Raw genomic sequence first — 26,268 nt, forward strand, 5'->3', positions numbered from 1 at the left:
CGTTCAGCCGCCGGCGGGGTACAACGCGCTGGTTTTGAGCGGATGGTAGCGGAGGTTTGCCTCGGTAAGGTTGGTGCAGTTTGCGCCCGCGAGGTCTCACGCTTCGCTCGCAACAGCCGAGATTGGCAGCAACTCATCGAGATGTGCCGCGTGGTCGATACCGTTCTGGTCGATCAGGAGACCATCTATGCACCGAGGCACGGCAACGACCGCCTGCTGCTCGGGCTCAAGGGCAGCCTCAACGAGTACGAGCTGGATCTATTGCGCCAGCGCTCGCTGTCGGCCCGTTATGAGAAGGCGCGCCGCGGCGAGTTGGTTGTGGCAGCGCCCGTCGGCTTCGTGAAGGCCGGCGACCGTTATGAGAAAGACCCGGATCGGCGTGTCCAGGAAGCGATCAAGCTTGGTGTTCGACAAGGTCGAGGAACTGGGCAGCGCGCGACAGGCGCTCTGCTGGCTCCACGAGTACAAGCTCGATCTGCCGGTGAAGCAGACCAACGGCGACACGACCTGGCGGCGACCGAGCTACTCCGCCATCCACCGGATCATTGAGAACCCGGTCTACGGCGGCGCCTATGCCTATGGTAAGACAGCTGTGGCGGCGGGATACACCGCCGAGGGCGTGAGCGTGAAGATCCGCCGCAAGGCGCGGAACCAATGGTTGGCGCTGAAGCCCAACACCCACGAGGGGTATGTGAGCTGGGAGAGGTTCGAGGCGATCCGCACCATGGTCAGCAGCAACGTTCCCACTGGTCGGTATCACGGTGCACCCAAGCATGGTGACGCGCTGCTGGCTGGTCTGATCCGGTGCAAGCGCTGCGGCCGCAAGCTCACGCTCCGGTACTCCGGGATGAAGCATCATATTCCGCGCTACAGCTGCAGCCGCGCCTGGATGGATAATGGCGGCCCTCACTGCATCGCCTTCGGCGGATTGCGCGTCGATGATGCAATCGAGGAAGCGCTGCTTGGCGTCGTCAGTCCGGGGGCTATCGCCGCTGCAACCGCTGCCGCCAAAGGAGCCAACGAACGGCGTGATCAGGTGCGCGATGCTCTCAGTCGCGACCTCGAAGCGGCGCGCTATGCCGCCGACCGGGCTTTTCGGCAATACGATGCCGCCGACCCCGCGAATCGGCTGGTGGCGAGCGAGCTTGAAGCGCGCTGGAACAGGGCGCTCGCTCATGCGGCGGAGATCGAGGGCAAGATCGCCATGCATGATGCGGCGACGCCTGAACCCGTTGCTGATCCAGCGTCACTCGGCGTTCTGGCCTTGAACTTCAAAACGGTCTGGGATGCACCGACGACGGATGCTCGCCTCAAGAAGCGCATTGTGCGCACCCTCATCCATGAGGTCGTGGCCGATATCGACGACGCGGCCTCCGAGATCGTTCTCATCGTCCACTGGGTGGGTGGCGCCCACAGCGATTTGCGCTTGCCCAAGCGCCGGCGCGGACAGCGCAACAGCACCTCTGCCGATATCATTCAAGCCGTGCGTCAACTGGTGCTGATCGCCAGCGACGATCTGATTGCCGGCCTCCTCAACCGCAACGGCCTCAAAACGGGCAACGGCAATCGCTGGACCCGCGAGCGCGTCACATCAATGCGCTCGAACTACCACATCCCAGTGTTCAAGCCCGCCGATGACGGGATCGAACCTTGGCTCAACCTTGGCAACGCCGCAAAGCTCCTGAAGATCGCGCCCAAGACGCTCCGGCTGGCCGCTGAAGTCGGCGAGATCGAAGCCTTCCATCCGCTATCGGATGGCCCGTGGATCTTCGCCCGCGCCTCGCTGATAACAACTGCTGCTCAATCTATCGCCGAGCGAGCGCGACAGAACCCAAGATACCCCACGGGATCGCATCCCGATCAGCAAAGTCTCTTCTCTTCAACAACATAGACAGATGGGTGTTCTGATGCGCGGTTGTAGTGGTTGCGCCATTGCTCGATGACGACCGTGGCTTCCTTCAGGCTGTAGAAGATTTCACCGTTCAGGCACTCATCACGTAGCTTCCCGTTGAAGGACTCGCAGTAGCCGTTCTCCCACGGACTGCCTGGCTCGATGTAAAGTGTTTTCGCCCCGAGCTTTGCAAACCAGCTGCGCACGATCTTGGCCGTCATCTCCGCGCCGTTGTCGGATCTGATGTGCTCGGGCACGCCCCTGGTAAGCATCACGTCGGCCATCGTCTCAATGACGCCGAAACTGTTGATGCGACGAGCGACCCGGATCGCCAGACATTCCCGGGTGGACTCGTCGATTAGCCATCACCCAATCGGGTGACTCTCGCCAACTCTATCGGAGACATTGACATGACAATCGCCGCACTCGTTGCGTCGGGACCCTTGCGCATGGGCGCAACGGGGCCGGCCGTGACCGCCGTTCAGCTTGCCTTGCGCAATGCGGGATACGATCTTGAGGCCGATGGCGGCTTCGGAACCATCACCCAAACCGCCTTGAAGGCTTTTGAGGCGAGCCACGGATTGCAGCCGGATGGCGTGGTCGACAAGCCGACCGCGGCCGAGCTCGACAAGATCGCCCTATCGCCGTCGGTACTGAAGGTCGCGCCCTGGCTGTCCACCATGCGCGCGATCACTGGCACGAAGGAAGCCCCGTCGTCGAAGGACAACCCCTTCATCATCGAGATGGCCCACGAGATCGTGCGGCGTTATCCGGATCTGAAGGGGAACGTCGGCTGGTACAACCACGATAGCATCCCGTGGTGCGGTCTCGGCATCGGCTACGTCATGGCCGTGAATGGCATCAAGCCGGCCAGCGCGCCTCTCTCAGCGCTCGCTTGGGCAACCTGGGGTCAGCGGCTCAAGGTGCCGACGCCCGGCGCCGTGATGGTTTACAGCCGCACCGGTGGCGGCCACGTCACGCTCTATGAGTCTGAGGACGCGAACTATTACTACTGCCGCGGCGGCAATCAGTCCGACAGCGTCAACGTCACCAAGATCCCGAAGTCCCGCCCCATCGAGACGATACGCTGGCCCGCCGGCGTGCCGCTGCCGACGACCGGCCGCAAGATGGGTGCGACAGGGCAGGCGGTGAAGGCAGGGAGCGAGGCCTAGTTAAGCTGCGGTTTCCGTGGCGCCTGGCGAACGGGGGTGCGGCACCACGAGGGAAAAGGTCGAAGAAGTGAGGGCATCCAACCTGGATTGCTCTTCGTCAAGTCGCCTGACGATAAACTCGCGCTCGACAGCTGTCAGTTCTGTTCTGAGCAGCCGGATATACCGGGCAATATTGGCCCTGTGGCAAAGCAGAAGCGCGAGCCTTTTGTCACTCATGATCCTCACCCTACACGATTGAGTTCCCGTCCTTGGTTTTCTCAGACGGGAAAAATTAGTTCGATTTTGCTGGTCGTCAAGATCGAAGATTTTCTCAAACCGCCGCGCGACGGTATCGCGCAATCATAGCATCACTGGAGAACTGAAAATGAAGTGGGATACTGTTTGGCAGATCTTGCGTTATCTGCTTATCGCTGGCGGCGGCTTCCTGACCGGCAAAGGCTATCTTTCGGCCGATCAGGTCACGGCCATCGTCGGTGCTATCGGATCGATCGGTGCCGTGCTGTGGGGCCTGTTCGTGAAGTCCGGCACCACTGCCGTTCCTGACGCGGTTGCTACCCGTCCGGACGTGCCGACGGTTTCGGCTGCCACCGGCGCCGTCACCTCGTGACCTGGCTCGCCTTCATAGCCGCGTTGGCGAAGGCGCTTCCTGTCGTTCTCGACCTCGTGTCGCGGTTCAAGGCGTCTGCGGACGCCAAGGCTGCGCAAGGGGTCGGGTACGACCAGGCGGTTGCCGATGGCGTCAGGCTGATGGTCAAGCAACTCGCCGAGATCGATGAGTCCGTCGAGGAGGCACGCGCGAAGCAGGCCGCCACGCCGGGCGACAACGGCCGCGACACACAATTCCGGAGGGACTGATGGGCTGGATAGCCATTCTGCTGCTGATCGCCGGTATGAGCCCGGCCATGGCTGGAAAGACGATCTGCCGGCCGACATTCGACGGCTTCATGGAATTCGAATGCGAGACCAAAGATCCGCCGGTCAACGCCGCGTCGTTCTGCGACGTGATGAACCGTCAGGGCGGACCCGTGCGCTGGTCCCGCAGCGATACCGAAGAGACCAAGAACCGCGCCGACCTGATCAACGCCGCGGGCAAGCGCGCCTGCGGCTGGGGCAAAAAGTAATCAAAGGGGCTGAAATGGACAATGGCCTCGCTTGGGCTGTTGTTGGCGCCGTTTTCGGTGCCGTCGGGTGCGCTATCGGATTTGCAACATTCTGGATGAACATGCAGCGGCAGATCACCGAGGCAAAAACAGAGGCCAACGCCGCTGGGCTGCGCGGAGTTCAGGCCAATCTGAAGATTGACACTCTGCAGGCTGGTCTGTCGGACTTCAAAGTTTATGCCGAGAAGGAATTCGTCAATCACGACGACCTGAAAGAACTTGTGGTGCGCCACGAGGCCCAGTTCGACAATCTGCGCGAGGATCTGAAGGGCATCACCACGCGCCTTGATCGGCTTTTGGAAAGTCGAATCCCATCAAGCGTTCACGCCTGATAGTGGGCGCGCCACCATGCCGGCGGCCCGGCGGCATGGGAGGGGGAACGGGGGGAGCCGCCGAGCCCGGCCAGCAGCCTTGGAGGTAGCTGCCAGCCGCGGGAAAAACACAAATTTTCCAGAATCGTTCCTGTGCTTCCAGGAAACGAAACGGCCCGACGCTCAACCGAATCCATGAGCGCCGGGCCAGACTGAGGTGGGAGGTTCAGACCTACCCTCAGCGCGATCATCTTGCATCACATTTGAAGGAAAAACCATGACCCGCTTTCTGGCGGCAGCTTTGCTGTGCCTTGTTTCCACCTGCACCGTGAACCCGGCCTTCGCTCGAGGCTGCATCGAAACTGGCACCGTGATGGTGCCGATCTGTGGAATGGGCGGCTCCAGCCCGGGCATCTGGGAGACCCGCGACGGCCGGCTCGTGACGTCAATCAACGTGACGATGGAGCGGGAGCGTCGCGCGCGGGCGGATGTCGATCGCTTGGGTGCCGTCTCGTTCAGTGGTTCGGCTATCTCGCGTCCGGCTCGCTACATCGCCGGCCGCCTGATCTGCGCCATCAATGTCGGCGCCGCTCTCGCCGAACGCGGTATCAAGGGCACCGGGAGCGCGCTGGCGCATTCCTACGATCGCTGGGGCGTCAGGGTGTCGCGTCCCGTTCCCGGCGCCGTGGCGGTCACCGACAGGCGAGGTGGTGGGCATGTAGCCATCGTCTCGCGTGTCGAGGGATCACGGGTCTTCGTCTGGAATCCCAGCACGCGCGGCCGGGGCTGGCGGGAGGTCGAATACACTGGGCGACACGCGCGTTATCGGGTGGCATCGTGAACGCCGTCTGCAAATATCTCCGCCGCACCGGGGCCGCGAGCGGCTACACGGCGGGCGGCTACGCTCACTGGTGCCCGGCGTGCGAGGCGATGCACGCATTTGCCGTCGATGCTCCGCAGCGCAACGGCGCACAGTGGTCGTTCGACGGCAATCTCGACGCGCCGACATTCTCGCCGAGCATGAATATTCGGATCGGCCCGTATCCCGACGACGATGAGGGAAAGCAAGGCCGGACTGACGTCTGCCACTACTTTCTTCGAGCTGGGAAAATACAGTTTCTCAGCGACTGCACGCACGCGCTGGCCGGGCAGACTATCGACCTTCCGGAATTGCCGGTCCGATATCGAGATTGAATTCGGGCTACGGCCCGTCACGAGGCCCGAGAGGGCGGCCCGATCATCCGGTCCTGTTTGTCTCTGTAAACTTGCCCCGCTGCCAGAAATGGTGGCGGGGCTTTTTGCTATTCGACCAGCCTGATAACTCTTCGCCGGTTCAGGTGATCAAGCGCTCTGACGAAGTCGCCATCATCCATAACGGTCAAGATGCGCTGTAAAATAGCCCTCGGATCGCGCTGGCCCGGCTCGATATACTCACCAAGGATGCGTCGCACGGTATCGATGGTTGCCAATACAGTCTCCTGATCCGAAATCTTCACCGATCCCTCACGAGCTTATAGCGATTGCGCCACTTCGGATCCTTGTCGACCGAGTGATAGACGGGCGTCCCCTTGGGCCACAGCGCTCGCAACATGCCAAGGCGCGCGAATTCGATCGGGCCGCCGTGGTCTGCCGCCTGGATCAGGACGTGGGTCGCGTTCTGCCAAGCCGGCGACGCCTGCTTCTCTTTTGGCAATCGGGTGATGTACGCGCCGGCATCCTGCAACGTCGTCAACGCGCCGCCGCCGGGCAGGCCTATGGGATCGGGAAATCTGGCTGACCAGGACACAACGCAACTCCACAACTGAACGGCGACTCAAGTGAGAAAATCCCAGTTCGTTCCGCAGCGTGGGAACGAGCTCAGAAAAGACGTGTTGGAGGATAAAGGAGTACCGCCGATGCCAGAAAAGTCGGACGAAAAGAAATCGGAACGGCGCCCGGTATATCTGGCGCCGGTGCCAGCGTTTGCCCGGCCAGACGATCTTCGGAGAGGCCGTCCGCGGCCTGTTGCATGCGAGGATGACGATTGAGACCTACGTTGGCGGCTTGAGATCGCTGTTCATCCACTTGGATCCGATCTCGAACGGGTCAGGCGGATCGCAGTTCTCGCAAACGTAGATGGCCGGGCCGACGATAGATGGCTCTTTTTTCATCGGCCCCTTGCATTTCGGGCAAGTCTTCGATGCAGAGCGGCGGGGCATGGCCGGCTACTCCTACTCAAACCGTGACTCGGAGAGTGCAGAGAGTAGCGCTAGAACGATCTAGGAGTACATCAGGTTCCAACCCCATGGCCGGCCAAGTGTGCCTTATCAGCCCACATGATGAATCCTCCGCACTCGTGGATGCGGATAATCCCATCCGCGATGAGCTTGTCACGGCCGGCGGTATATTCCTCAACGCTGCCGGCGCCGCCTTTCAGGAAGGTGCCATTCCATTCGCCTATCGACATCCGGCCTTGGTCGACTCGGAGCGTCTTGGCGATTTCCAGCAGTCTAGCGGCTGCGGCTTCAGGAGTGGCGTAGGGGCGGGCTTGGACGTATTTCTCGAACGGCTTGCTCATGGGGTAGGGGCTTCGTCTCTCTTCTTGCCGCGAGCCACGATCTTCAACGCGCCGTCCGGAAGAGGGCGCTGGAGCTGCATCGCTTCATCGGCTGGCGCGGTCATCCAGACTTGCAGTTCTTCGGGCTTCGTCAGGATAACAGGCATTGCTTTCGGGTGGATTGCGCCGACTTCGGCGTTCGGGTCTGTGGTCAAAAACGCAAAGATATCGTTGGTGGTCTCGCCTTCCTTGACCTTCCTGACCGATGTCCAGTTCGTCCAGATTCCCGCGAAGAATGCCAGTGGCCTCTCGTCGAGAGCGAACCAGATGTCGCCGCCCTCGGCTTTGTTGAACTCGCTGAAGGATGTGAACGGCACCAAGCCCCGCGACTCCACACCGAGCCAGCGCTTCCAGTGCTTGCTGTCCAGGTTGCGGATGTTCGTCGTGCCGCTGTCCGGCTCCATCCGCAGCAGTTCTTTGAAGTCGACCGGCTTGCCTTTTTCCTCGAGCTTTGCGGCTCGCTTCTTCGCAGCCTGCATCTGGGCGAACTGAGAGGACGGCATGCCCCAGCGTGCCAGCGCAAGTTCAGTGCCGCCCGACACATTGCGCACGATCGGCGCCGGATAGTCGGGGAAGATGCCGGGCATTGCGGGCAAGTTCCCGGTGCTGTCGATGTCGAAGGCGAACAGCCGGCGGATGGCATCCTGGTTCTTCGTCATCGAATAGAGGTTGCACATAGAGCGTTCCTGTCGCTTACGTTCCCGGAGGTCTTCCGGTGATGTGCGTTATATGCGCCATCGTCTGATCGTGGAACCGCGGGTTGAAGGTCGCGCCGCACGGGCAGTGGATCTCGCCACGGCGGATCTGCTCGGTATAGCCGGCATCCCAAAGCGCGTATTTGTTGGCGGTCCACTGTTTGTCTCGGCGGCAGGCTTCGAACTCCGCCTCGGTGCGCCTCGGCAGGAACAGCTTCCACGCGGCCTCAAAGCCGGTGCGGGCTGTCTCGAAATCAAGCGCTTCACCTCTGAAACATTCATCGCGATGGAGCGGGTAGAAGCCGCAAGACCATTTCCAGATCCCCGACCTCTCCGGGCTCGGATCCCAGTTTTGCTGAGCGATGGTGCCGACCTGCACGTCGCCGTACCAGATTTCCCATGTCTCCAGACGATCATCGGCACGTCGCCGTGTCAGCTCCAGCATCATGGCGCCTCCGGCTCGTGTCGTCGCCGGGGCGCCAGCTGCAGCAATTTTGCCAGTGGCCGTTTCCCGCCTTTCGCGCATCGCTCGCAGCGCAGGCGGGTCGCGAGGTCGTGAATGCATGTCGTGTCAACGTGCGGAAGCTCTGCCAGGCTGACGTCGCGCCTGGCCCGGCATCTTGAACATTCAATCTCGAGCCACGGGAAGCCGCCATTCAGCGCCTGGTCCACGGTCGGTGATGGGTCGACCGGCTCGCCATCCGCCCACATACGCTCGTTCCAGCTTTCGCAGGACAGCTTGTCGGCTTCCCGGATTAGCGCTTCACCCTTGGCGCGCAACTCGTCCGACTGACGCGCAAGCATCAGCGTCACGCTTCGCGCCTTCGTCAGCTCTTTATTGAGAGCCTTGCGGTCGCCGCCGGATAGGGGCGTGAGGTGATATTTCGGAGCCATATGGGCGTCCAAGCGTGACGGTCAAAAATGAAAAATCAAAAACGCTACGTCGTCTCAAACGAGGGCCAGCAGCCGTCCTCTTCGAGGCGTCCTGTCCGCTCCCGGCAACCGTTGTCGAGCAACTTCATGCCGACGTCTTTCCAGATTGCATGTGCCCCGTAGAGACGCACAGCATCGACGGTTCGGATCTCAACGATCCGATCACAGCGGCGGCAGGCTACTCGCAGGACATGTCGGGGAATTTCGGAGAGGCGTCGCTGCTGGACGGGAACGCCGGTACGGATCTGACCGCGAGGTCCCGGACAATGGAATCCCAATATGCCTCCGAAGATCGTCCGCAGGGCCGGGCGTCGGGGTCCCAGGCTCAGGCGGGCGGCTCGGCTTGGAGGCCAGCCTTTCCATCTGCCGCTCGGTGAACATACGGAAACTTGCGGGTCGGTCGCTCATACCCTCGATTAGAACATAAGAAGAACAAAAGTCGAGTCCGCTTAGGTTGAATTTCGGGTGCCGGGCTGCTTTAACCCTTAGTGGTATAATTTTCTTTCCACAGTGGCCTGTTTTGAATTATGTGGAAACGCCATGCAGGACTACAAAGCCAGACTGGCTAAGCTGCGCATAGAAGCCGCTGAATGCGACTTGATCGCGGATTTGGCGACAGACGTTCAAAAGCGCGAGCTATTCCAAAAGCTAGCGCGCGAGTACCGCGAGATGGCGCAGGGCATCGAAAAGATCATCGCAATCCGCGCCCCATAGAACTTCAGATCCGCAGATACCCCGGACTTGCGCAAGGCCGCCTCAGTGGGTGGCCTTACGTTTTGGTCGGAGCCTTCAGGCTGGGTGAGGAAAGCCACTCGCTGATATGCGCGCCGATTTCGGCTTGACGCGCTCTGCGAATAAGCCTCTCGCGCTCCACCCCGGGCGGAGTGCCGCGGGCTTCTTTCCGGAAACGTTTGACCTCTTCCGAAAAACCTTTGGCGATGAGATCGGTTTGTTCGAAGCGACGCTGTTGAGACATGGCGCGCTCCTTTCCATGAGAGGAAGGCGGGAGCGCTACCGGGCGATCTCATCACAGACAAAAGCCTCGGGCAGGGCTGTGATGCTTCAAGTCTGCGCCTGAATCCGGCGGGGCGCGAGTCAATTTTTAAAGAATGTAACTGGAACCAAATTAGCGACTAGGGCCGGAAGCGGGCGAGTACCTGAATTACTTGCGGCCATGTGATTTCCCAAGGATATTACAGTGGCCTGTTTTGAATCTGCGAGTGTCTATCGGTGCATTGCCTGACGCCGGGTCCGTTCAATGCCATCATTGATCTCGCCGTGACAGGCTTCGACGGCCAGTTCGCGCGAGCGAAACTTGACCGGCCCCTGCACTGTGCGATTGCCTGGATAGATATTCCAGCGCCAAAGGCCCGGCTCAATCTCCTGCACGTCATATCTTATCGTTCGATGCAACACCTGGCGGCACTCCATTCCCCGGTCGGAAGCTAGCACAATTTAGAGTGGCCTATTTCGGAAAATGGATCGCCGGTTTCGGCCATTACCGCTATGAGGGCTTCCAGCCCTTCAGATCAGGGTAGGCTGCCACAACGGCGTTTCAGCGGAGGAGGAGTTCTGGCATCCCGCCATTTTAGCGGATGGCGGGGCGGGCGTCATCCTTGCCCAGAAACGCGCATCTCAGCTTCCACGGCCGCGACCATCTCACGCGTGATCATCATGTGCGCGGAGGCTAGTCAGGTATTTTCGGAATCGAGCTATCGATCACGGGGTTCAGCTGTATCAAGTGTGCGTCTCTCTCTGTGATGCCGATGTGCAGGTCTCTGCTTTCCCGGCGAATATAGAAGCGCGCCGGCGCGTTTTCTTGTGCGGCCCAGTTCCGCATCGTCGCCGTGTTAGCCACGGATACAAAAAGCCGGGCTTCCGCCATCGCGGAGAGCGTATCGATTGTTGAGCGAGTGGTGCGCGCTAAGACCTTAGCAGCTCTTTGCCGGTCTATGTCGCTGGCCCTCTTAGGATCAAACGGAAGGTCGATGTTGCTGGTGATCATCACTTCGGCCGCGTCGAGTGCTACGCGATACGAACGCCTATTAGGGTTCAGCAAACTAATGCCGGATACTGACGCATAAGGAGTTGATACTGCTCCCTCGCGGGTTTCCTCGATTAGATCGAGCGATCCAGATCGCACGTAGGACCAGAGATTGATTTCCGTCATCCTGGCCAATTTCGGTCCGAGGATCTCGCGCAGATCGTCGAGGTAAGACGCGATCGGCTTAGCTGCACGAATGGTGGCGATGATATCGGGAATCTTGTGAACGTTAGCTAATAGATACTCTTGCTCTGCCTCTCGCTTGATGCGCGCGTCCAATTCGTTGACCGCGAAATCGTGTCCCTCTGGATTCAACGTCCGAAAGCAATCCTGCCCCATGAGCCTTATGTTTTGCGTTAGTGGAAACCAAGCGATGTACCCCTTTCCAAACTTTGCGTGGTAGGGGGTGCAGCAAGGGCAGGGCGATTCCACTCCTTTTGGCAGTACGAAATCATTGATGTAGCGGATCTGTCCGGCTTCTTCTTTGTCCGGTTTTGAGTGCGTGTGGCCACGCCAAAGATAAACCGGTTGGCTCTTCACCCATGAGCGCACTTCGTCCACGACATCGCGGTCGGGAGGTTTGTCGAACAGCGGCTTTGGGGCGAAGCAGTGATCTGGGATGGCGATGCGCTCGGTCAAAGACTGGTCTCCTCATAAGAGCGCCGGACGACGCGACTCATTCCCCCGTTAGCAATATAAGGTTGTGCCGACTTTCATTCCACGCGAATGAGAACACGCCCCCTGAATCAACAGCGAACGAAGCGTGCACCGCACCTGTGGCGACACTTGTGGCGGCGAAAAGTTCAGCAGCGTTGAATGTCGTCCAACTATCTGAAATCATTGGTGGGCCCGGCAGGACTCGAACCTGCAACCAGACCGTTATGAGCGGTCGGCTCTAACCATTGAGCTACAGGCCCCGCCGGCGTCCGGCGCACGGGAGCGGGGGACGGCGGTGCAGGCATTCCTTATATCGGCCGCCGCCTGCGGGCAATGCCGTGGTCCCCGGGGCAGGAACTTCGGCCCGGCAGTGACGCTTGCCCGCGCAATGTCAACGCATGGAAGCGCGGGTGTTTGCTGGGGCTGTCGTCTGTCCGATCGTTGCCCTGATTGCCGGCAGCCTCGGCCTTACCAATATCCCGGCCTTCGCCGGGAAGCTCTCGCTCATCCTCGTCGCGCTGTTCTTCCCGGGCCTCCCGGCGCTGCTGGATTTGCCTATCCGGTCGCCGGGGCGGTCAGCAGCTCTCAGCTGCTGCCCGCCATGGTCGCGGTGAGCGTCCAGCTCAGTCGACCGAGACGCCGGCGAATTCCACCACCTTGCGCCATTTCTCGGTCTCAGTGGCTATGAGCTTGCCGAATTCCCCAGGCGTCATGGGCTTCGGTACACCGCCGGTTTCGGCGAGCCGCGCGATCAGCTTGGGATCCTTGAGCGCTTCGCCGACGGCCTTGTTGAGGGTGGCAATCACGTCCGGCGGCGTGCCCTTCGGCGCGGAGATGCCGTAGAAGCCGACCGACTCGAAGCCGGGCACCGTCTCGGCAATGGCCGGGACGTCCGGCACGATCGGCCAGCGTTGCGGCGAAGTGACGCCGAGTGCACGCACGGTGCCGCCGCGCGACTGTTCGAGCGCGGTAGGCAGGTTGTCGAAGATCAACTGGACCTTGTTGGAGATGATGTCGGGAAAGGCGATCGCCGAGCCGCGATAGGGCACGTGGATCATGTCGCACTTGGTCATCGCCTTGAACAATTCGGCCGACATATGCACCGAGGTGCCGTTGCCCGACGAAGCATATGAAATCTTGCCGGGATTGGCCTTGCAGTAGTCAATGAACTCCTGGACGGTTTTCACCGGCATGCCGTTCGACACCACCAGCATATTGGTCAGCTGCATGATGCTGGCGACCGGCACGGTATCGCGGATGAAGTCATAGGGCAGCTTCTTGTAGAGCGAAGTGGAGATCGCATTGTTCGGCGCCACGAACAGCAGCGTATAGCCATCCGGCGCCGAGGTGACGGCCGCAGCGGCGGCGAGATTGCCGCCGGAGCCTGCGCGGTTCTCGACGACGAATTGCTGGCCGAAATGATCCGATAGCCACTGCGCCATGATGCGCGCCACGATATCGACGGGGCCGCCGGCCGCGAAGCCGATCAGCCAGCGCACCGGGCGATCCGGATAGCCGGCAGCCGAGGCGGGGAGGGTTGTCGTGGCAAGACTAGCGAAGCCAACAAGACACAGAACAGCAGTGCGCAGAAAAGCGATCATAATTCCTCCCAGACATGAAGATTGCGGCGGTGATGCGCGCCGTCGTTCGATCGGGCTTGCTACCCGTTACCTCCATGCTTTCACAGAATTCGGATTTTGCCTACAAGCATGGCTCAACGATGCAGGGCGAACGACGTCAGGATGCCACATGAAAATGATGCCGCTTCTTTGCGCAGCACTTCTGGTGGTCACAACGGCCGTTGCGCAGGAAGGAGCCAAGCCGATGTCGACCACCACGCCAAGTCCTGGTTTCAACCTGAGTCTCGGTACGGCGACGCCCGGCGGGGGCTTTCCACTCTATGGCGACGCCTTTGCCGAGGTCATGAACAAGGCCGATCCGTCGCTGGCGCTCGTGACGCGCAACACCAAGGGCTCGACCGAAAACATTCCGCTGCTGGAGGCCGGCCAGCTCGATCTCGCGCTGGTGGCCGGCGAGCCCGCTTATGAAGCCTTCAAGGGCATCGGGCGGGTCCCCACGAAGCTCAAGATCATCACCGCGCTGTATTCCAATCCCGGCATGTTCGTGGTGCGCGCCGACAGTCCCTACAGGACGATCCGCGATCTGGTCGGCAAGCCGATCGCCTTCGGCGCGAAGGGCTCCGGCCTCGTGATCCTGTCGCGCTATGTGCTGGACGGGCTCGGTCTCGATCACGACAAGGATTTCCAGTCGGTCTATCTCGACCGCGCCGGCGATGGCCCGGCCATGGTGCAGGACGGCCGCGTTGCCGCATTGTGGGGTGCGGGGCTGGGCTGGCCCGGTTTCAAGGCCATGAGCGAAAGCCCGGGCGGCGCGCGCTTCATTGCGCCTGATGCGGCAGAGATCGCGCAGATCCGTGCCAAGCACGCCTTCCTCAAGCCGATGCTGGTGGGCGCGAACAGCTATCCGAACCAGCCGGTGCCGATCGCGTCGGTGGGTTCATGGAGTTACATCCTCGCGCGGGAAACGCTGCCGGATGATGTCGCCTATCGGCTGGCAAAGACGCTGCATGGCGCGGAGGCCGCGCTTGGCGCGCGGCTCGCGCAGGCGAAGGAAACGACGGCCAGCAACACCGTGGCGTCAGCGCCTGATGTGTCGCTGATCCATCCCGGTGTGCTGAAGTATTTCAGGGAGATCGGGTTGGTAAAGTAGGGAGCGAAGGGCGCGTAGCGAATGGAGGCGGCCATTCGCTACGCGTCACTCACCATTCGCCCTTCACTTCTTCCCCAACACACAAGCCGGATCGGGCGGCCCGAATGCGTCTTCGCCGGAAATCTTCGCGAGGATCTTGTAGTAGTCCCACGGATACTTGGACTCTTCGGGGGACTTGACCTGTACCAGCATCAGGTCATGCACCATCAAGCCATCCTCGCGCAGTTTGCCGTTGCGCGCGAAGAAATCCTCGATCGGCTTCTCGCGCATCTTGGCGGCAACCTTTAGCGGCTCGTCGGTACCGGCTTCCTTGATGGCGTTCAGATAGGCCATGGTCGAGGAATAGACGCCGGCCTGCCACATGGTGGGCATGCGCTTGGTCTTCTCGAAGAAGCGCTTCGACCAGGCGCGGGTCTTGTCGTCCATGTCCCAGTAGAAAGCGGTGGTGAGCAGCAGGCCCTGCGCGGTCTGCAGCCCCAGCGAGTCGACGTCGGTGATCAGCGCCAGCAGCGCCGCCATCTGCTGCCCGCCCTTGAACACGCCGAACTCGCCGGCGGTCTTGATCTCGTTGATATTGTTCGGCGGGCCGCCGGCGATGCCGATGATCTTGGCCTTGGAGGCCTGCGCCTGCAGCACGAAGGACGAGAGGTCCGATGCGCCGAACGGCGGGCGCACCGAGCCGATCACCTTGCCGCCGGTCTTGGTGACGACAGCCGCAGCATCGCGTTCCAGCGCATGGCCGAAAGCAAAGTCGTCGGTGATGAAGAACCATGAGTCGCCGCCGCGCTTCACCACTTCCTGTGCGGTGCCGACGGCGAGCGCACGGGTGTCGAATACCCATTGCATCGTATAGGGCGAACAGAACTTGCCGTGAAAGTCCGCAGCGCCGGTCGAATGGGTGATGAACAGCCGCTTCCTGTCATTGGCGACATTCTGCACGGCAAGACCAACGGCAGAGACCGGCACGTCGACGATGATATCTACCTGATCGACATCGTACCAGCGCCGCGCGAGGCTGGCGCCGATATCGGGCTTGAGCTGATGATCGCCGATGATGATGCTGATCGGCTTGCCGAGCACGGTGCCCCCGAAATCATCGACAGCCATCTGAGCGGCGACCACAGAGCCTTGGCCGGAGGGCGTCGAGGCTGGACCGTTCATGTCGGTGAGCACGCCGATCTTGACGACGTTGTCGGAGACCTGCGCGTGCGCGGATGTGGCCAACAGCGCAAGCGTCAAAGCACCGGCGAGTGAAAGTTGTGTGACGGTCAGTCTTTTCAAGTGCACGAATATTGCCTCCCTGGTTCTTTAACTGTGTGACGCGTGACATGCACGTCCCAGCTTTGGGCCGATCATGCAGCAAGCGTGAGGGTGCAACAAGTACGATAGCACATTAAATCCAATGCTTGATATGGCTGCGAGTAGAGTCCATCGCGACGCTTTGACATATTATAGTTGTATGATAGTTGTATGCTAGTTCTCGCGCGCTCTGGCCATGCAGCATTACGCGCTCGCCTTTCGATCAGGTCGGCATGCGGACTCAAGATATTCACGTTGCGGAATCTGGTCGGTCGGATATGCGGTGTCCGATATCAATGCTCGGCTGGCGCCACGCCTTCGGTGACGTGACGCCAACCTCGATCATGGCCTTTGCCGGTGGGTCACCTTTCACCGTTGCCGGTGTGCCTATCGCTGCAAACGCCGCTCTCGCGGATCTTGGCTTTGACATCAATGTCACGCCGAACGCCACGCTTGGTGTCACCTATGGCGGTCAGTTCGGCTCGGGTGTCACCGACCAGACCTTGCGCGGGAATTTCGCTGTGAGATTCTAAGAACGCCCATCTCAGGAGATGCGGTGCGGATGACGCGTCTCTTGAATGCAGCGTCGCAACGGCGACGGGCCGTTAACCGTCATCCAGCTTCGCCAACCGCTCGGCCTCTGCGATGTCATCCATCGTATTGGCATTGAAGAACGGGTCGACCGGATCAACCGGCCATTGGACGGTTGCGAGTTTGTAGCGGGACGTCCAGCGGCCGACCGCGCGCATGTTCTCGTTGACGAGGGCATCGCGTAGCTCATGGCGCAGGGCAACGTCCCACAATCCTATGACGGGATGCGACTGTCCGGCCGAGGAGGCGACGGCAAGCTGTGCATTCTCAGCGATGCGGGCGTGATGCAAACGCGAGACGAGGTCGCGCGGCAGGAACGGGCAATCGCCGGGGGCGCTGAGCATCCACGTGACATCCGGTCGGTTGGCGACTGTCCATTCCAGGCCTGCGAGAATCCCGGCAAGGGGGCCGGGGAAATCCGCAACGTCGTCGGCGATCACCGGCAGGGCAAAGGACGCGAACCGCGCGGGATCGCCATTGGCGTTCAGCACCAGCCCGACGCATTGCGGTGCGACGCGCGCGATCACGCGGGCCAGGATGCTGCGGCCGCCGATTGTCCGCATCGGCTTGTCGCCGCCGCCCATCCGGCGTGCCAGGCCGCCGGCCAGCAGCACGCCCAGGGTGGTCGGATATGCGCTCGTCATCGTCATAGCGCTGCATATGACATTTGGCGTCAGCCGGATATAACGCAGTTGCACAAAACGGAACCCCACGATGGCCCTCACCAAGCTCGACCTGACAGGATTGAAATGCCCGTTGCCGGCGCTGATGACGCGCAAGGCGATGAAGGCGCTGTCGGTCGGTGATCGGCTTGAAGTTCACTGTACGGACCCCCTCGCAGTGATCGACATCCCTGCGTTGATCCAACAGTGCGGTGATCAGATCGAGACCTCTGAACGTAGCGGCGATGTGATGATCTTCTTTATCGAGAAACGAAATGCTGCGATTGCAAATCGCGATTGAGTTGCTGCGATGCAGTGGAAATCATTGAGAAATTTTCGTTCCTGATACCTTTGGACTATCGACTCCCGCAGTCGCTTCTGGCCCATTCTCATTGAGTGCGCGCTTGAATCTTTTCTGCGCGCTGCAGGGGAATTGACGACGCGACTTTTCAAATCGCTGATCGGCTCAGAAGGGTCGGCTGCAGGGGGGGATTTCATGACAAGTGTTGGCAACGCCGGAATACTGTCTGGCACCAAGCCAGGATTGCTGGAACGCGAACGCATCATTGCGACCGCCGGCTTCAACCGGTGGCTGGTTCCACCTGCTGCCCTCTGTATCCATCTCTGTATCGGCATGGCCTATGGCTTCAGCGTGTTCTGGCTGCCGCTGTCGCAGGCGATCACGACACCTGCGTCGAAAGACGTGTGCGACGGCATGAGCCTCGCCACCGAACTCTTCACCACCACCTGCAACTGGAAGGTCGCCAGCCTCGGCTGGATGTACACACTGTTCTTCGTGCTGCTCGGCGTCTCTGCCGCGATCTGGGGCGGCTGGCTCGAGCGCGTCGGTCCGCGCAAGGCCGGCTTCGTCTCGGCGATGTGCTGGTGCGGCGGTCTCGTGCTCGGTTCGATCGGCGTCTACACGCATCAGCTCTGGCTGTTGTGGATCGGCTCCGGCGTGATCGGCGGTATAGGTCTCGGTCTCGGCTACATTTCGCCGGTGTCGACGCTGGTGAAGTGGTTCCCGGATCGTCGCGGCATGGCGACGGGCATGGCGATCATGGGCTTCGGCGGTGGCGCGATGATCGGTTCGCCGCTGGCTAACCTCTTGATGAACTATTTCAAGACCCCGACCGATGTCGGCGTCTGGCAGACCTTCCTCGCCATGGGCGTGATCTATTTCGTGTTCATGATGATCGGTGCATTCTCCTATCGCATCACGCCGCCGAACTGGAAGCCTGATGGCTGGACCCCCCCGGCGACAGCGAATGCCATGATCACCACCGGTCACGTGCATCTCGACAATGCACACAAGACCAGGCAGTTCTGGCTGATCTGGGGCGTGCTCTGTCTGAACGTGTCTGCCGGTATCGGCGTCATCGGCATGGCCTCGCCAATGCTGCAGGAAATCTTCGCCGGCAAGCTGATCGGCCTGCCCGATGTCTCATTCAGCCAGCTCTCGGCCACGCAAAAGACCGCCATCGCCGGTATCGCCGCTGGCTTCGCGGGTCTGCTGTCGCTATTCAACATCGCCGGGCGTTTCTTCTGGGCGTCGCTGTCGGACAAGCTCGGCCGCAAGAACACGTATTATACGTTCTTCATCCTCGGCATCGTTCTCTACGCATTGGTGCCGACGCTGGCGGCGATGGGCAGCAAGGTCCTCTTCGTGCTGGCCTTCGGCGTCATCCTCTCGATGTATGGCGGCGGCTTCGCCACGATCCCGGCCTATCTCGCAGATATCTTCGGCACCCAGTTCGTCGGCGCGATCCACGGCCGGTTGCTGACCGCCTGGGCGACGGCGGGCATCGTGGGTCCTGTGGTGGTGAACTACATCCGCGAATTCCAGATCGCCGCCGGCGTGCCGCGGGCGCAGGTCTATGACTTTACGATGTACATCCTCGCCGGCATGCTGGTGCTCGGCCTGATCTGCAACATGCTGGTGAGGCCGCTGGCGCCGCATTGGTTCATGAAGCCCGAGGAAGTCGCGGCGCTGCAGGCCAAGGGGGCTGCGGCGTCGACCGGTGGCGGCTCCTATGGCATCGGCAAGGGTGGTTTCGACACCAGCGCGATCGCCTTCTGGGCCTTTGTCGGCCTCCCGTTGTGCTGGGGCGTCTGGCTCACATTGCAGAGCGCGGTCAAGATCTTCCAGTAAGGCTTTGCGGGACCGGCGGCGAAAGCTTCCGGTCCTGTTTCACATCTGACGATCAATCTTCAAAACAAGCACATTCGGGGATAACGATGACACGCATCACCACGGGCCTCGTGGCCGCACTGTTCGTTGCGACTTCAATCGGCGTTGCCTCGGCGCAAGCGCCTGCGACGCCAGCGGCATCTGCCGCACCCGCCAAGATGAAGCTGAACAAGCAGAGCCTCAAGGACATGAAGGCGAAGTGGAGCGCCAACAAGGGCAAGCTCAAGGCCTGCCGCAAGGACGTGAAGGTCAAGGGCCTCGCTGGCGACGACCGCTGGTTCTATATCGAAGACTGCATGGCCAAGAGCTGAGGCGCTAGCAAGAGTTGAGACGTAGGACGGGCAGAGTGCAGGCGCGTAGCGCCGGAGCGAAAGCCATCGCTTTTGCATATGCGGCGAGGGGTTTCGCGTAGACGCACTACCCATCCGACGGGTGCTGAGCCCGGTCACCGCGGCCGCTTCCATCTTTATGCCGCGCCTATGAACAGGCGCGGCTGCCCGTCTCGATTTCATATGGCGATGTCCGCATCTTCCCACCATCCCGACGCGCTCATGCGCCAGGGAGTTGAGAAGACGGACAACGACCATGACGATGTTCTACAATCGCGATACGCAGCTGCACGATCTCTCGGCCGATAGCGCTTATCGCAGCTACCTCATCAGCCGCAACCAGTCCCCGATCGTCTATCACTCCGGTGATGTCCAGTGGAAGCGGCTCTGCGTCGCCGCGCGATTGACGCGTAACCACGTCAATGGTTTTTTCGCCGCCATTCACATGGCGCTGGTCGCCGACAAGATGCGCCGCGCGCGGCGTGAACTGGCGCGCGTCCGCGTCCGTGCCACTGATACGCCGGTGCTTCCGGATCGCCGGAGCGTGCCATGAGGAAAGACCGTTCTGCAGCGCTGTTCGCGCGCATCGCCTCCTATGCGACCATCATGCCGGGCATTCTCGCCCGGCTTTGGCGTTTTGTCATTGGACCTGCCGTCTATCGGCCGGCCGCACATTACATGCGCGGACCCGGCCCGAAATGTCGCGAGAAGAACGAGCGGACGCGCCCCAAGTCCTAGAGCATGATCCCGAAAAGTGGGGCCCGGTTTTCGGATAAGATCATGCTCCACTAGAGAAAAAAGCTAGAGCTAGATTCATCTTCAATGAATCTAGCTCTAGCGCATACGGCGCAGGGGCGGCGCGTCGTCAGGCTGCGCCCATATCGCTTCCATCGCGGCGTAGACCTGCTGCTGCTCGGTCTCTGTGAGCTCTGTCAGCGGCAGGCGCACGGCGGCATTCCCCAGGCCCCGCAGGCTCAATGCAAATTTCACCGCTGCTGATGCCTGATCCGACGGCAGGACTTCGGCAAGCGGCGCCAGCATGTCGGAAATGGTTGTCGCATAGCGCGGGCATCCCTGGCGGGCCGCGTAATACATGCCGCGGCAGAGCTGCGGCGCCACATTGGCCATCGCGGAGACAACGCCGTCGCCGCTGAGCAGCAGATAGGGCAGGGCTGCGGTGTCCTGTCCCGTCAGCATCCGGAAACCTCCCGGCAGCAGTGGCCGCAATCGCGCCAGTCGCCCGGCGTCGCAGGTGTCGTCGCGCAGTCCTATCAGTCGTGGCGAGGCGGCGAGAGCGATGAGCGTGTCGTCGGTCAGCGCACGGGCACAGCGCGACGGTGCATCATGCACAATGACCGGCAGCAATGTCGCCTTCAGGATCGCATGGAAATGCGCTGCTATGCCATCTGCCGTCGGGCGGTTGTAATACGGCACGACCGACATGACGGCATTGGCGCCGGCGGCCCGTGCCAGCCGCGTCGATTCAACGGCGCGACTGGTGCAGTTCGATCCCGCGCCGGCAATGATGTGGATGCGCCCGCGGGCGACGCCGGCGGCAGTCCGGATCAGGGTGGCGCGCTCGTTCGAAGTGAGCGTGTCAGACTCACCAATAGTCTCTCCGACCACGATGGCACTCGCGCCGGCACAAACCTGTCGCTCGCATAACCGCGCGAAAGTGAGGAGATCGAGTGCGCCATGCGCATCGAACGGCGTCGGCACTTCAGCGATGATGCCATGCAACCAGTCATTGGTGTGACGGGAGGCATGAGCTTGCGGGAGGGCATGGGCCCGAAGGGCAACTGCGGACATGGTGAGAAGCTCAGGCGACGCGCCGTTGTTGCAACAGTTCGTCAGAGGTTGCTGTCGTGACCGGCACGGCATTCATATCGAGTTCGATGAGGCCCGCCGTCTCGATGATCGCTTCGGGGTGATGGCCGCTCTCGAACAGCGCATAGCGCACGGCATTCGCGCGGCTGACGAACAACCCGCCGAACAGGCCGTTCTGCTCCTGCGCGACCCACTGGCCGCGGCGGTTCTTGCCGATGAAAATGAGGGATGAGCTACGCGAGGGAGGTTCGATGGTGATCACTTGCAGTCTCCAGTTCATTCGCTTGAGCGAATGTCTGCAAGATGATCGGCGGCCCGTTTGAAAACGAGATGAGCGGTGGTACCGCGTTATAGGGATTTCATAAGTGCTTCCGTTCGCACATCACCAGGCGGAACCATCATTCGCGGCGGCGATTGAACATTTCGATCATAATGGGAGCATGGAATGGCGAAATATTCCAAGAAGTCCGCCGCGAAGGTCGCGCGGGCCATGAAGAAGCGCAAGACCGGGACATTGCGAAGCGGCGGTTCGGGCAAGAAGGTGACCAGCAAGAAGCAGGCGATTGCAATTGGCCTGTCTGAAGCCCGCGCCGAAGGCCGGAAAGTGCCAAAGGCGCCGAAGAAAAAGACGGTAAAGAAGAAAACCGCGGCCAAGAAGGCAGCTAAGAAAACTACGAAAACGAAGAAATCCAGAAAGACCTCGAAGAAGAAATCCTGACCTCGGTCAGATCGAAGGCGACACTGCAGATCACTTGGTCTGCAATGTCGCCTTCAGCAGATGATTCTTGCATTCGTCTTCCTTGCCTTCCACCATTGCTTCGCTGGCAAGGCCGATTTCGTCCGACGCCGTTTTCTTCTGCTTGCTGCTGTCAGGCATCTTGGCGATGGCCTCGGCGATGAAGCCGATGTTCGAGGCATTGCATTCCCGTGTCTGCAGTTGTTGCGCATCGGCAGTCACGGCAAGTGTCGCCGTCAGGATGAGAGCTATTGCAACGGGCTTCATGCGGTCAACTTGCCTTGCGGTGCCGTGCGGATGACCGCGCGGTCTTCTTGGCGGGGCGTTTACGCGCCACATGCGGCCGTGTGGCAGAGACGCGCTTGCTCGGCGCTTTGCCACCCTTGAGGCTCGCCTTCAGCGCATCCATCAGATTGACGACATTGTCCGGCTTGTCTTCCTTCTCGACCACCTTCACCGGCTTGCCGGCCGCCTTGCGCTTCACCAGCGTCTTCAGCGCGGTTTCATATTCGTCCTTGAACTCGGTCGGATCGAAATGCGAAGCCTTGCTGTCGAGGATATGTATTGCGAGGTCGATCATGTCCTTGGAGATCTTCGGGCTCTTGATGCCGTCGAAATAGTCCTCCTCGTCGCGTATCTCATAGGGGAATCGCAGCGTGGTGCCGAGCAGACCCTTGCCGAGCGGCTCGATGGCGATGATGTGCTCGCGATTGGTCAACACGATGCGGGCCAGTGCCACGCGATCCTTGTCCTTCATGGCGTCGCGGATCACGGCAAAGGCATCGGCGCCGGCGTCGCCGTCGGGTGCGATGTAATAGGGGGCGTTCAGATAGCGCCGATCGATCTCGTCGCGCGGCACGAAATTGTCGATGTCGATAGTGTGGTTGCTCTCGATCTGCACGGCCTCGAGCTCCTCCTTCTCGATCTCGACATATTCGCCTTTGCTGATCTCGTAGCCGCGGCCCTTCTGTTCCTTTTCAACGACGTCGCCGGTCTCGGCGTCCACCATCTGCTGCTTCAGCCGGTTGCCGGTCTCGCGGTTGATCATGTGGAATTTGGTCTTCTCGACCGTCGTCGCGGCCGGATACAGCGCCACCGGGCAGGTGACGAGCGACAGCTTGAGAGAGCCTTTCCAATAGGCGCGGGGCGGGGCCATACTCGTTCTCCAATTCGATCTACAAATGAAGCACGCAGGCCGCAAAGTATTGCGCTGGCGTGGATTTCCAGGAACTTCAACGGCAGTTGCCGGTTTTGGTTCCGGGCCGGATCATGTGCCCGATGCGTTGAGTGGGGGACGGCGTGGCCGACAAGCAGCTTCAGATCTATCGCCGGAAGCGCGATTTCGCGCAGACGAAAGAGCCGTCGGGCCAGATCGTGGTCGCGCCGGCGAAGCGGCGCCGTTTCGTGATCCAGAAACACGATGCCACCCGGCTGCATTACGATCTGCGGCTGGAGATGGACGGCGTCTTCAAGTCCTGGGCCGTCACCCGCGGTCCGTCCATGGACCCTGCCGACAAGCGCCTCGCCGTCGAGGTCGAGGATCATCCGCTCGATTACGGCGACTTCGAGGGCACCATCCCCAAGGGGCAATATGGCGGCGGCACGGTGCAGCTTTGGGATCGCGGCTATTGGGAGAGCGACGACCCGGAAAAGGGCTTGAGGAAAGGCGACCTCAAATTCACGCTGGATGGCGAGAAGCTGCATGGCGGCTTCGTGCTGGTGCGCATGAAGCATGACCGCAATGGCGGCAAACGCACCAACTGGTTGCTGATCAAGCACCGCGACGAATTCGTCAGGGAAGGCAAGGCCAACAGGATTCTCGATGACGATATGTCGGTCGCCTCCGGCCGGACCATGCGCGAGATTGCGTCGGGCAAGGGAAAAGCGCCGAAGCCCTTCATGATTGCCAAGACCGCGAGGATCAAGCCGGATGCGGTGTGGGATTCCAGCGAGGGCAGCGCTGCGCAGGCGCGTGCGACGAAAGGCGTGAAGACCAAGGCGGATGTCGGCAAAGGTGCGACGAAGAAGATTGCAGCGAAGAAGGCTGTCACAGGTAAGGCCGCGAGGGTCGCGAAGATGCCCGGATTTGTCGCCCCGCAGCTTTGTGTATCCGTCGATCGTCCACCTTCTGCCGATGGCTGGGCGCATGAGATCAAGTTCGACGGCTATCGCGTGCAGCTTCGTGTCGAGGACGGCGAGGCGACACTGAAGACGCGTAAGGGTCTCGACTGGACGGAGAAATTTCAGGCCATCGCCAGCGAAGCCGCCGGCCTCCCGGATGCCATCATCGATGGCGAGATTGTCGGCCTCGATGCGGACGGCGCACCGGACTTCGCGGCGCTGCAGGCGGCGCTGTCCGATGGCGAGACCGATACGTTGATCTTCTTTGCATTCGATCTGTTGTTCGCCGACGGTGAGGATCTGCGCAAGCTGCCGCTGAGCGCGCGCAAGGAACGGCTTCATAAGCTTCTCGACAAAGCCCGCCGTGGCCGCAAGGAAAGCCTGATCCGCTATGTCGATCATTTCGAGACCGGAGGCGATGCCATCCTCCGATCCGCCTGCAAACTGTCGCTGGAAGGCATTGTCTCCAAGAAGCTCTCGGCACCCTATGTCTCCGGCCGTTCGCAAAACTGGACCAAGGCCAAATGCCGCGCCGGCCACGAGGTCGTAATCGGCGGATGGAAGAGCAATGCCGGCAAATTCCGTTCGCTGATGGTCGGCGTCCACAAGGGCGATCATCTGGCCTATGTCGGCGTGGTCGGCACCGGCTTCGGCCAGGACACGGTCAAGCGCATCATGCCAGCGCTGAAAGCAGCGGCGGCAAAGAGCAGCCCCTTTGGCGGCAAGGAAACACCACCGGGCGGCCGCGATGTGCACTGGCTGAAGCCCGAACTGGTGGCCGAGATCGAATTCGCAGGTTTCACCGGCGCGGGCATGGTGCGGCAGGCTGCATTCAAGGGGCTGCGACAGGACAAGCCCGCGGACGAAGTCGAGGCCGAAACGCCGAAGAAGACTGAGCTCGCCGAGCCGAAGCCGAAGCGCGGTGCGAAGAAGGCGGCGAAGACGACTGCGAAGAAGGCTGCACCCGCAAGAGCAGCGGTGGGGAATGCTGTCGTCATGGGTGTCTCCATCTCCAAGCCCGATAAGGAGCTGTGGCCCGATGCAGGCGACGACCAGCCCGTCACCAAGCGCGACCTCGCCACCTATTTCGAAGCGGTCGGCGATTGGATGATGGACTATCTCAAGGGGCGGCCCTGTTCGATTGTACGCGCGCCCGACGGCATCGAGGGCCAGCAGTTCTTCCAGCGCCATGCCATGCCGGGAACGTCCAATCTGCTGGAGCTTGTGAAGGTCTCGGGCGACCGCAAGCCCTATCTGCAGATCGACCGCGTCGAGGGCCTCGCAGCCGTCGCGCAGATCGGCGGGCTTGAACTGCACCCGTGGAATTGCGCCCCGGATGCTCCGGATACGCCTGGGCGTCTGGTGTTCGACCTCGATCCCGCGCCCGATGTGGAGTTTGCAGCTGTGATGGATGCGGCGCGCGAGATGCGCGAGCGGCTGTCAAGCCTCGGCATGGAGAGCTTCTGCAAGACCACCGGCGGCAAGGGCCTGCATGTGGTTGTGCCGCTGTTGTATGGGGCCAGGGACAAGGTGGACTGGAAGACCGCGAAAACCTTTGCGCAGGCCGTGTGCCAGCAGATGGCGAGCGATGACCCCGAGCGCTATCTGCTCAACATGTCGAAGAAGCTACGGGGCGGAAAGATCTTCCTCGATTATCTGCGCAACGACCGGATGGCGACCGCGGTATCTGTGCTGTCACCCCGGGCGCGAAAGTGCGCCACCGTGTCGATGCCACTGACATGGGCGCAGGTGCGGAGCGATCTCGATCCGAAGCGGTTCACGGTGCGCAGCGTGCCGGCGCTTCTGAAGAAGAGCAAGGCGTGGGCCGGTTACGATGATGTTGCATCGTCGATCAAGGCGGCGATTGGAAAGATGGCCTGACATCGCAGGATGGGTAGGGCGCAGCGAAACCCGTCGCCTTCATGCATGAGAAGATGGGTTTCGCGAAGGCGCTCTACCCATTCTGCGACAAAACAAAAGCGCGCGACCCTTCCGGATCGCGCGCCTTGAAATCAATATTTGTCTTACAACTTACCAAGCAACAGGAGGATCAGCAGGATCACCACGATGAGGCCGAGACCGCCGCCGCCGTAATAGCCGGTGCCGTAGAACGGACCGCCACCGATACCGCTGAAGCCGCCAAGCAAGGCGATGATCAGGATGATCAGAATAATAGTACCAATAGACATGGATTTCTCCTCAGCCTGGCAGACGGACAAGCCTGCTGCCTTCATGCGATAAAAACGCGCAGGCATCCCCAAGGTTCCATGGTTGAAACTTTGATTGCGACTACCGCCGGACAAAATCGGGCTTACATCGGGTG

36 protein-coding genes, 1 tRNA gene and 2 pseudogenes are annotated in these 26,268 nt (G+C 61.0%); 21 read left to right on the forward strand and 18 right to left on the reverse strand.

The genetic code is table 11. The features are described from left to right. Positions 1-42: 42 nt before the first annotated feature. Together AC1RLZ_RS22515 and AC1RLZ_RS22520 are read left to right on the forward strand one after the other, a co-directional pair. Positions 43-252: pseudogene (locus AC1RLZ_RS22515) on the forward strand (recombinase family protein); the annotation flags it as partial. A 151-nt stretch (positions 253-403) separates the two neighbouring features. Further along, positions 404-1,891, forward strand: a complete 1,488-nt coding sequence (locus AC1RLZ_RS22520) for a recombinase family protein (protein WP_493190505.1) — start codon at positions 404-406, stop codon at positions 1,889-1,891. Here the strand turns inward: AC1RLZ_RS22520 and AC1RLZ_RS22525 are convergent. After that, positions 1,861-2,253 (reverse strand): annotated as a pseudogene (locus tag AC1RLZ_RS22525) (integrase core domain-containing protein); the annotation flags it as partial. The gene AC1RLZ_RS22520 and the pseudogene AC1RLZ_RS22525 overlap by 31 nt on opposite strands. A 48-nt stretch (positions 2,254-2,301) precedes the next feature. On the opposite strand from AC1RLZ_RS22525, the gene AC1RLZ_RS22530 reads away from it, so the two are divergent. The 8 genes from AC1RLZ_RS22530 to AC1RLZ_RS22565 all read left to right on the forward strand — a co-directional run bounded on the left by AC1RLZ_RS22530 (position 2,302) and on the right by AC1RLZ_RS22565 (position 5,728). Next, positions 2,302-3,063, forward strand: a complete 762-nt coding sequence (locus tag AC1RLZ_RS22530; protein WP_493190399.1) for an NlpC/P60 family protein — start codon at positions 2,302-2,304, stop codon at positions 3,061-3,063. 87 nt (positions 3,064-3,150) lie between these two features. Beyond that, positions 3,151-3,408 carry a hypothetical protein gene (locus tag AC1RLZ_RS22535; RefSeq protein ID WP_493190400.1) on the forward strand — a complete coding sequence of 86 codons (258 nt, stop codon included), beginning with the start codon at positions 3,151-3,153 and terminating at the stop codon, positions 3,406-3,408. A 19-nt stretch (positions 3,409-3,427) separates the two neighbouring features. Next, the gene (locus AC1RLZ_RS22540) at positions 3,428-3,670 is read left to right on the forward strand and encodes a Pam3-gp28 family putative phage holin (protein WP_493190401.1); all 243 of its coding nucleotides are present in this window, start codon (positions 3,428-3,430) and stop codon (positions 3,668-3,670) included. Further along, the gene (locus AC1RLZ_RS22545; protein ID WP_493190402.1) at positions 3,667-3,918 is read left to right on the forward strand and encodes a hypothetical protein; all 252 of its coding nucleotides are present in this window, start codon (positions 3,667-3,669) and stop codon (positions 3,916-3,918) included. The genes AC1RLZ_RS22540 and AC1RLZ_RS22545 overlap by 4 nt, the downstream gene beginning before the upstream one ends. Beyond that, the gene (locus AC1RLZ_RS22550) at positions 3,918-4,184 is read left to right on the forward strand and encodes a hypothetical protein (RefSeq protein WP_493190403.1); all 267 of its coding nucleotides are present in this window, start codon (positions 3,918-3,920) and stop codon (positions 4,182-4,184) included. The genes AC1RLZ_RS22545 and AC1RLZ_RS22550 overlap by 1 nt, the downstream gene beginning before the upstream one ends. A gap of 14 nt (positions 4,185-4,198) precedes the next feature. After that, positions 4,199-4,555 (forward strand): hypothetical protein, encoded by a 357-nt coding sequence (locus AC1RLZ_RS22555; protein ID WP_493190404.1) that lies wholly within the window; start codon positions 4,199-4,201, stop codon positions 4,553-4,555. Positions 4,556-4,811: 256 nt separating this feature from the next. Then, a complete protein-coding gene (locus AC1RLZ_RS22560) occupies positions 4,812-5,375 on the forward strand; it encodes a C40 family peptidase (RefSeq protein WP_493190405.1) in 564 nt (187 codons plus the stop codon). Next, entirely contained in the window at positions 5,372-5,728 is a 357-nt protein-coding gene (locus tag AC1RLZ_RS22565; protein ID WP_493190406.1) for a ubiquitination-like system serine protease family protein, read from the forward strand. The genes AC1RLZ_RS22560 and AC1RLZ_RS22565 overlap by 4 nt, the downstream gene beginning before the upstream one ends. A gap of 107 nt (positions 5,729-5,835) precedes the next feature. Here the strand turns inward: AC1RLZ_RS22565 and AC1RLZ_RS22570 are convergent, their stop codons facing one another. The 6 genes from AC1RLZ_RS22570 to AC1RLZ_RS22595 form a co-directional block, all read right to left on the reverse strand. Next, the gene (locus AC1RLZ_RS22570; protein WP_493190407.1) at positions 5,836-6,003 is read right to left on the reverse strand and encodes a hypothetical protein; all 168 of its coding nucleotides are present in this window, start codon (positions 6,001-6,003) and stop codon (positions 5,836-5,838) included. Between the two features lie 23 nt (positions 6,004-6,026). Beyond that, on the reverse strand, positions 6,027-6,320 hold the full coding sequence (locus AC1RLZ_RS22575; RefSeq protein ID WP_493190408.1) for a hypothetical protein: 294 nt from the start codon (positions 6,318-6,320) through the stop codon (positions 6,027-6,029). A gap of 483 nt (positions 6,321-6,803) precedes the next feature. Then, a complete protein-coding gene (locus tag AC1RLZ_RS22580) occupies positions 6,804-7,091 on the reverse strand; it encodes a hypothetical protein (RefSeq protein WP_493190409.1) in 288 nt (95 codons plus the stop codon). Further along, positions 7,088-7,807, reverse strand: a complete 720-nt coding sequence (locus AC1RLZ_RS22585; RefSeq protein WP_493190410.1) for an SOS response-associated peptidase — start codon at positions 7,805-7,807, stop codon at positions 7,088-7,090. Before AC1RLZ_RS22585 ends, AC1RLZ_RS22580 begins: the two co-directional genes overlap by 4 nt. Positions 7,808-7,823: 16 nt before the next feature. Beyond that, positions 7,824-8,273, reverse strand: coding sequence for a hypothetical protein (locus tag AC1RLZ_RS22590; RefSeq protein ID WP_493190411.1), 450 nt, complete (start codon positions 8,271-8,273; stop codon positions 7,824-7,826). Continuing rightward, a complete protein-coding gene (locus AC1RLZ_RS22595) occupies positions 8,270-8,719 on the reverse strand; it encodes a hypothetical protein (protein WP_493190412.1) in 450 nt (149 codons plus the stop codon). The genes AC1RLZ_RS22590 and AC1RLZ_RS22595 overlap by 4 nt, the downstream gene beginning before the upstream one ends. Before the next feature lie 579 nt (positions 8,720-9,298). Here AC1RLZ_RS22595 and AC1RLZ_RS22600 point away from each other — a divergent pair. Beyond that, entirely contained in the window at positions 9,299-9,472 is a 174-nt protein-coding gene (locus AC1RLZ_RS22600) for a hypothetical protein (protein ID WP_493190413.1), read from the forward strand. 55 nt (positions 9,473-9,527) lie between these two features. On the opposite strand, the gene AC1RLZ_RS22605 is transcribed toward AC1RLZ_RS22600, so the two are convergent. The 3 genes from AC1RLZ_RS22605 to AC1RLZ_RS22615 form a co-directional block, all read right to left on the reverse strand. Next, on the reverse strand, positions 9,528-9,734 hold the full coding sequence (locus AC1RLZ_RS22605) for a hypothetical protein (protein ID WP_493190414.1): 207 nt from the start codon (positions 9,732-9,734) through the stop codon (positions 9,528-9,530). Positions 9,735-10,445: 711 nt separating this feature from the next. Continuing rightward, a complete protein-coding gene (locus AC1RLZ_RS22610; RefSeq protein WP_493190415.1) occupies positions 10,446-11,441 on the reverse strand; it encodes a hypothetical protein in 996 nt (331 codons plus the stop codon). 202 nt (positions 11,442-11,643) lie between these two features. Next, positions 11,644-11,719: transfer RNA gene (locus AC1RLZ_RS22615), tRNA-Ile, on the reverse strand. A gap of 150 nt (positions 11,720-11,869) precedes the next feature. Between AC1RLZ_RS22615 and AC1RLZ_RS22620 the strand changes: the two genes are divergently transcribed. Next, positions 11,870-12,073 (forward strand): hypothetical protein, encoded by a 204-nt coding sequence (locus AC1RLZ_RS22620; RefSeq protein WP_493190416.1) that lies wholly within the window; start codon positions 11,870-11,872, stop codon positions 12,071-12,073. A gap of 9 nt (positions 12,074-12,082) precedes the next feature. On the opposite strand, the gene AC1RLZ_RS22625 is transcribed toward AC1RLZ_RS22620, so the two are convergent. Then, positions 12,083-13,060 (reverse strand): Bug family tripartite tricarboxylate transporter substrate binding protein, encoded by a 978-nt coding sequence (locus AC1RLZ_RS22625; protein ID WP_493190417.1) that lies wholly within the window; start codon positions 13,058-13,060, stop codon positions 12,083-12,085. 148 nt (positions 13,061-13,208) lie between these two features. On the opposite strand from AC1RLZ_RS22625, the gene AC1RLZ_RS22630 reads away from it, so the two are divergent. After that, a complete protein-coding gene (locus tag AC1RLZ_RS22630; protein WP_493190418.1) occupies positions 13,209-14,189 on the forward strand; it encodes a TAXI family TRAP transporter solute-binding subunit in 981 nt (326 codons plus the stop codon). 63 nt (positions 14,190-14,252) lie between these two features. Here the strand turns inward: AC1RLZ_RS22630 and AC1RLZ_RS22635 are convergent, their stop codons facing one another. Next, on the reverse strand, positions 14,253-15,476 hold the full coding sequence (locus tag AC1RLZ_RS22635) for an ABC transporter substrate-binding protein (protein ID WP_493190419.1): 1,224 nt from the start codon (positions 15,474-15,476) through the stop codon (positions 14,253-14,255). A 308-nt stretch (positions 15,477-15,784) separates the two neighbouring features. On the opposite strand from AC1RLZ_RS22635, the gene AC1RLZ_RS22640 reads away from it, so the two are divergent. Beyond that, positions 15,785-16,021: an autotransporter domain-containing protein gene (locus tag AC1RLZ_RS22640; protein WP_493190420.1), complete on the forward strand. Its 237-nt coding sequence runs from the start codon at positions 15,785-15,787 to the stop codon at positions 16,019-16,021. Positions 16,022-16,093: 72 nt separating this feature from the next. On the opposite strand, the gene mobA is transcribed toward AC1RLZ_RS22640, so the two are convergent. After that, the gene (gene mobA / locus AC1RLZ_RS22645) at positions 16,094-16,723 is read right to left on the reverse strand and encodes a molybdenum cofactor guanylyltransferase MobA (protein WP_493190421.1); all 630 of its coding nucleotides are present in this window, start codon (positions 16,721-16,723) and stop codon (positions 16,094-16,096) included. Positions 16,724-16,793: 70 nt separating this feature from the next. On the opposite strand from mobA, the gene AC1RLZ_RS22650 reads away from it, so the two are divergent. From AC1RLZ_RS22650 to AC1RLZ_RS22670, 5 genes are all read left to right on the forward strand, one after another. Continuing rightward, on the forward strand, positions 16,794-17,042 hold the full coding sequence (locus AC1RLZ_RS22650; RefSeq protein ID WP_493190422.1) for a sulfurtransferase TusA family protein: 249 nt from the start codon (positions 16,794-16,796) through the stop codon (positions 17,040-17,042). Between the two features lie 195 nt (positions 17,043-17,237). Next, a complete protein-coding gene (locus tag AC1RLZ_RS22655) occupies positions 17,238-18,893 on the forward strand; it encodes an OFA family MFS transporter (RefSeq protein WP_493190423.1) in 1,656 nt (551 codons plus the stop codon). A gap of 86 nt (positions 18,894-18,979) precedes the next feature. Continuing rightward, positions 18,980-19,243, forward strand: a complete 264-nt coding sequence (locus AC1RLZ_RS22660) for a hypothetical protein (protein WP_493190424.1) — start codon at positions 18,980-18,982, stop codon at positions 19,241-19,243. Positions 19,244-19,517: 274 nt separating this feature from the next. Next, positions 19,518-19,814 (forward strand): hypothetical protein, encoded by a 297-nt coding sequence (locus AC1RLZ_RS22665; RefSeq protein ID WP_493190425.1) that lies wholly within the window; start codon positions 19,518-19,520, stop codon positions 19,812-19,814. Next, complete coding sequence (locus AC1RLZ_RS22670; protein ID WP_493190426.1) at positions 19,811-19,999, forward strand: hypothetical protein; 189 nt, start codon at positions 19,811-19,813, stop codon at positions 19,997-19,999. The genes AC1RLZ_RS22665 and AC1RLZ_RS22670 overlap by 4 nt, the downstream gene beginning before the upstream one ends. Positions 20,000-20,095: 96 nt before the next feature. On the opposite strand, the gene dapA is transcribed toward AC1RLZ_RS22670, so the two are convergent. Both dapA and AC1RLZ_RS22680 read right to left on the reverse strand, forming a co-directional pair. Next, positions 20,096-21,070: a 4-hydroxy-tetrahydrodipicolinate synthase gene (gene dapA, locus AC1RLZ_RS22675; protein WP_493190427.1), complete on the reverse strand. Its 975-nt coding sequence runs from the start codon at positions 21,068-21,070 to the stop codon at positions 20,096-20,098. 10 nt (positions 21,071-21,080) lie between these two features. Then, the gene (locus AC1RLZ_RS22680; RefSeq protein WP_493190428.1) at positions 21,081-21,350 is read right to left on the reverse strand and encodes a hypothetical protein; all 270 of its coding nucleotides are present in this window, start codon (positions 21,348-21,350) and stop codon (positions 21,081-21,083) included. 183 nt (positions 21,351-21,533) lie between these two features. Here AC1RLZ_RS22680 and AC1RLZ_RS22685 point away from each other — a divergent pair, with 183 nt between their 5' ends. After that, complete coding sequence (locus AC1RLZ_RS22685) at positions 21,534-21,806, forward strand: DUF6496 domain-containing protein (protein ID WP_493190429.1); 273 nt, start codon at positions 21,534-21,536, stop codon at positions 21,804-21,806. A 30-nt stretch (positions 21,807-21,836) separates the two neighbouring features. Here AC1RLZ_RS22685 and AC1RLZ_RS22690 read toward each other — a convergent pair whose 3' ends face one another. Together AC1RLZ_RS22690 and ku are read right to left on the reverse strand one after the other, a co-directional pair. Beyond that, on the reverse strand, positions 21,837-22,091 hold the full coding sequence (locus AC1RLZ_RS22690; RefSeq protein WP_493190430.1) for a hypothetical protein: 255 nt from the start codon (positions 22,089-22,091) through the stop codon (positions 21,837-21,839). A 4-nt stretch (positions 22,092-22,095) separates the two neighbouring features. Further along, positions 22,096-22,980, reverse strand: coding sequence for a non-homologous end joining protein Ku (ku, locus tag AC1RLZ_RS22695; RefSeq protein ID WP_493190431.1), 885 nt, complete (start codon positions 22,978-22,980; stop codon positions 22,096-22,098). A gap of 143 nt (positions 22,981-23,123) precedes the next feature. Here ku and ligD point away from each other — a divergent pair, with 143 nt between their 5' ends. Further along, positions 23,124-25,826, forward strand: coding sequence for a DNA ligase D (gene ligD / locus AC1RLZ_RS22700; RefSeq protein WP_493190432.1), 2,703 nt, complete (start codon positions 23,124-23,126; stop codon positions 25,824-25,826). Positions 25,827-25,969: 143 nt separating this feature from the next. On the opposite strand, the gene AC1RLZ_RS22705 is transcribed toward ligD, so the two are convergent. Continuing rightward, positions 25,970-26,134, reverse strand: coding sequence for a DUF3309 family protein (locus AC1RLZ_RS22705; protein ID WP_081422059.1), 165 nt, complete (start codon positions 26,132-26,134; stop codon positions 25,970-25,972). Positions 26,135-26,268 lie beyond the last annotated feature (134 nt).

This window comes from Tardiphaga sp. GW822-FHT04G09 (assembly GCF_058800725.1).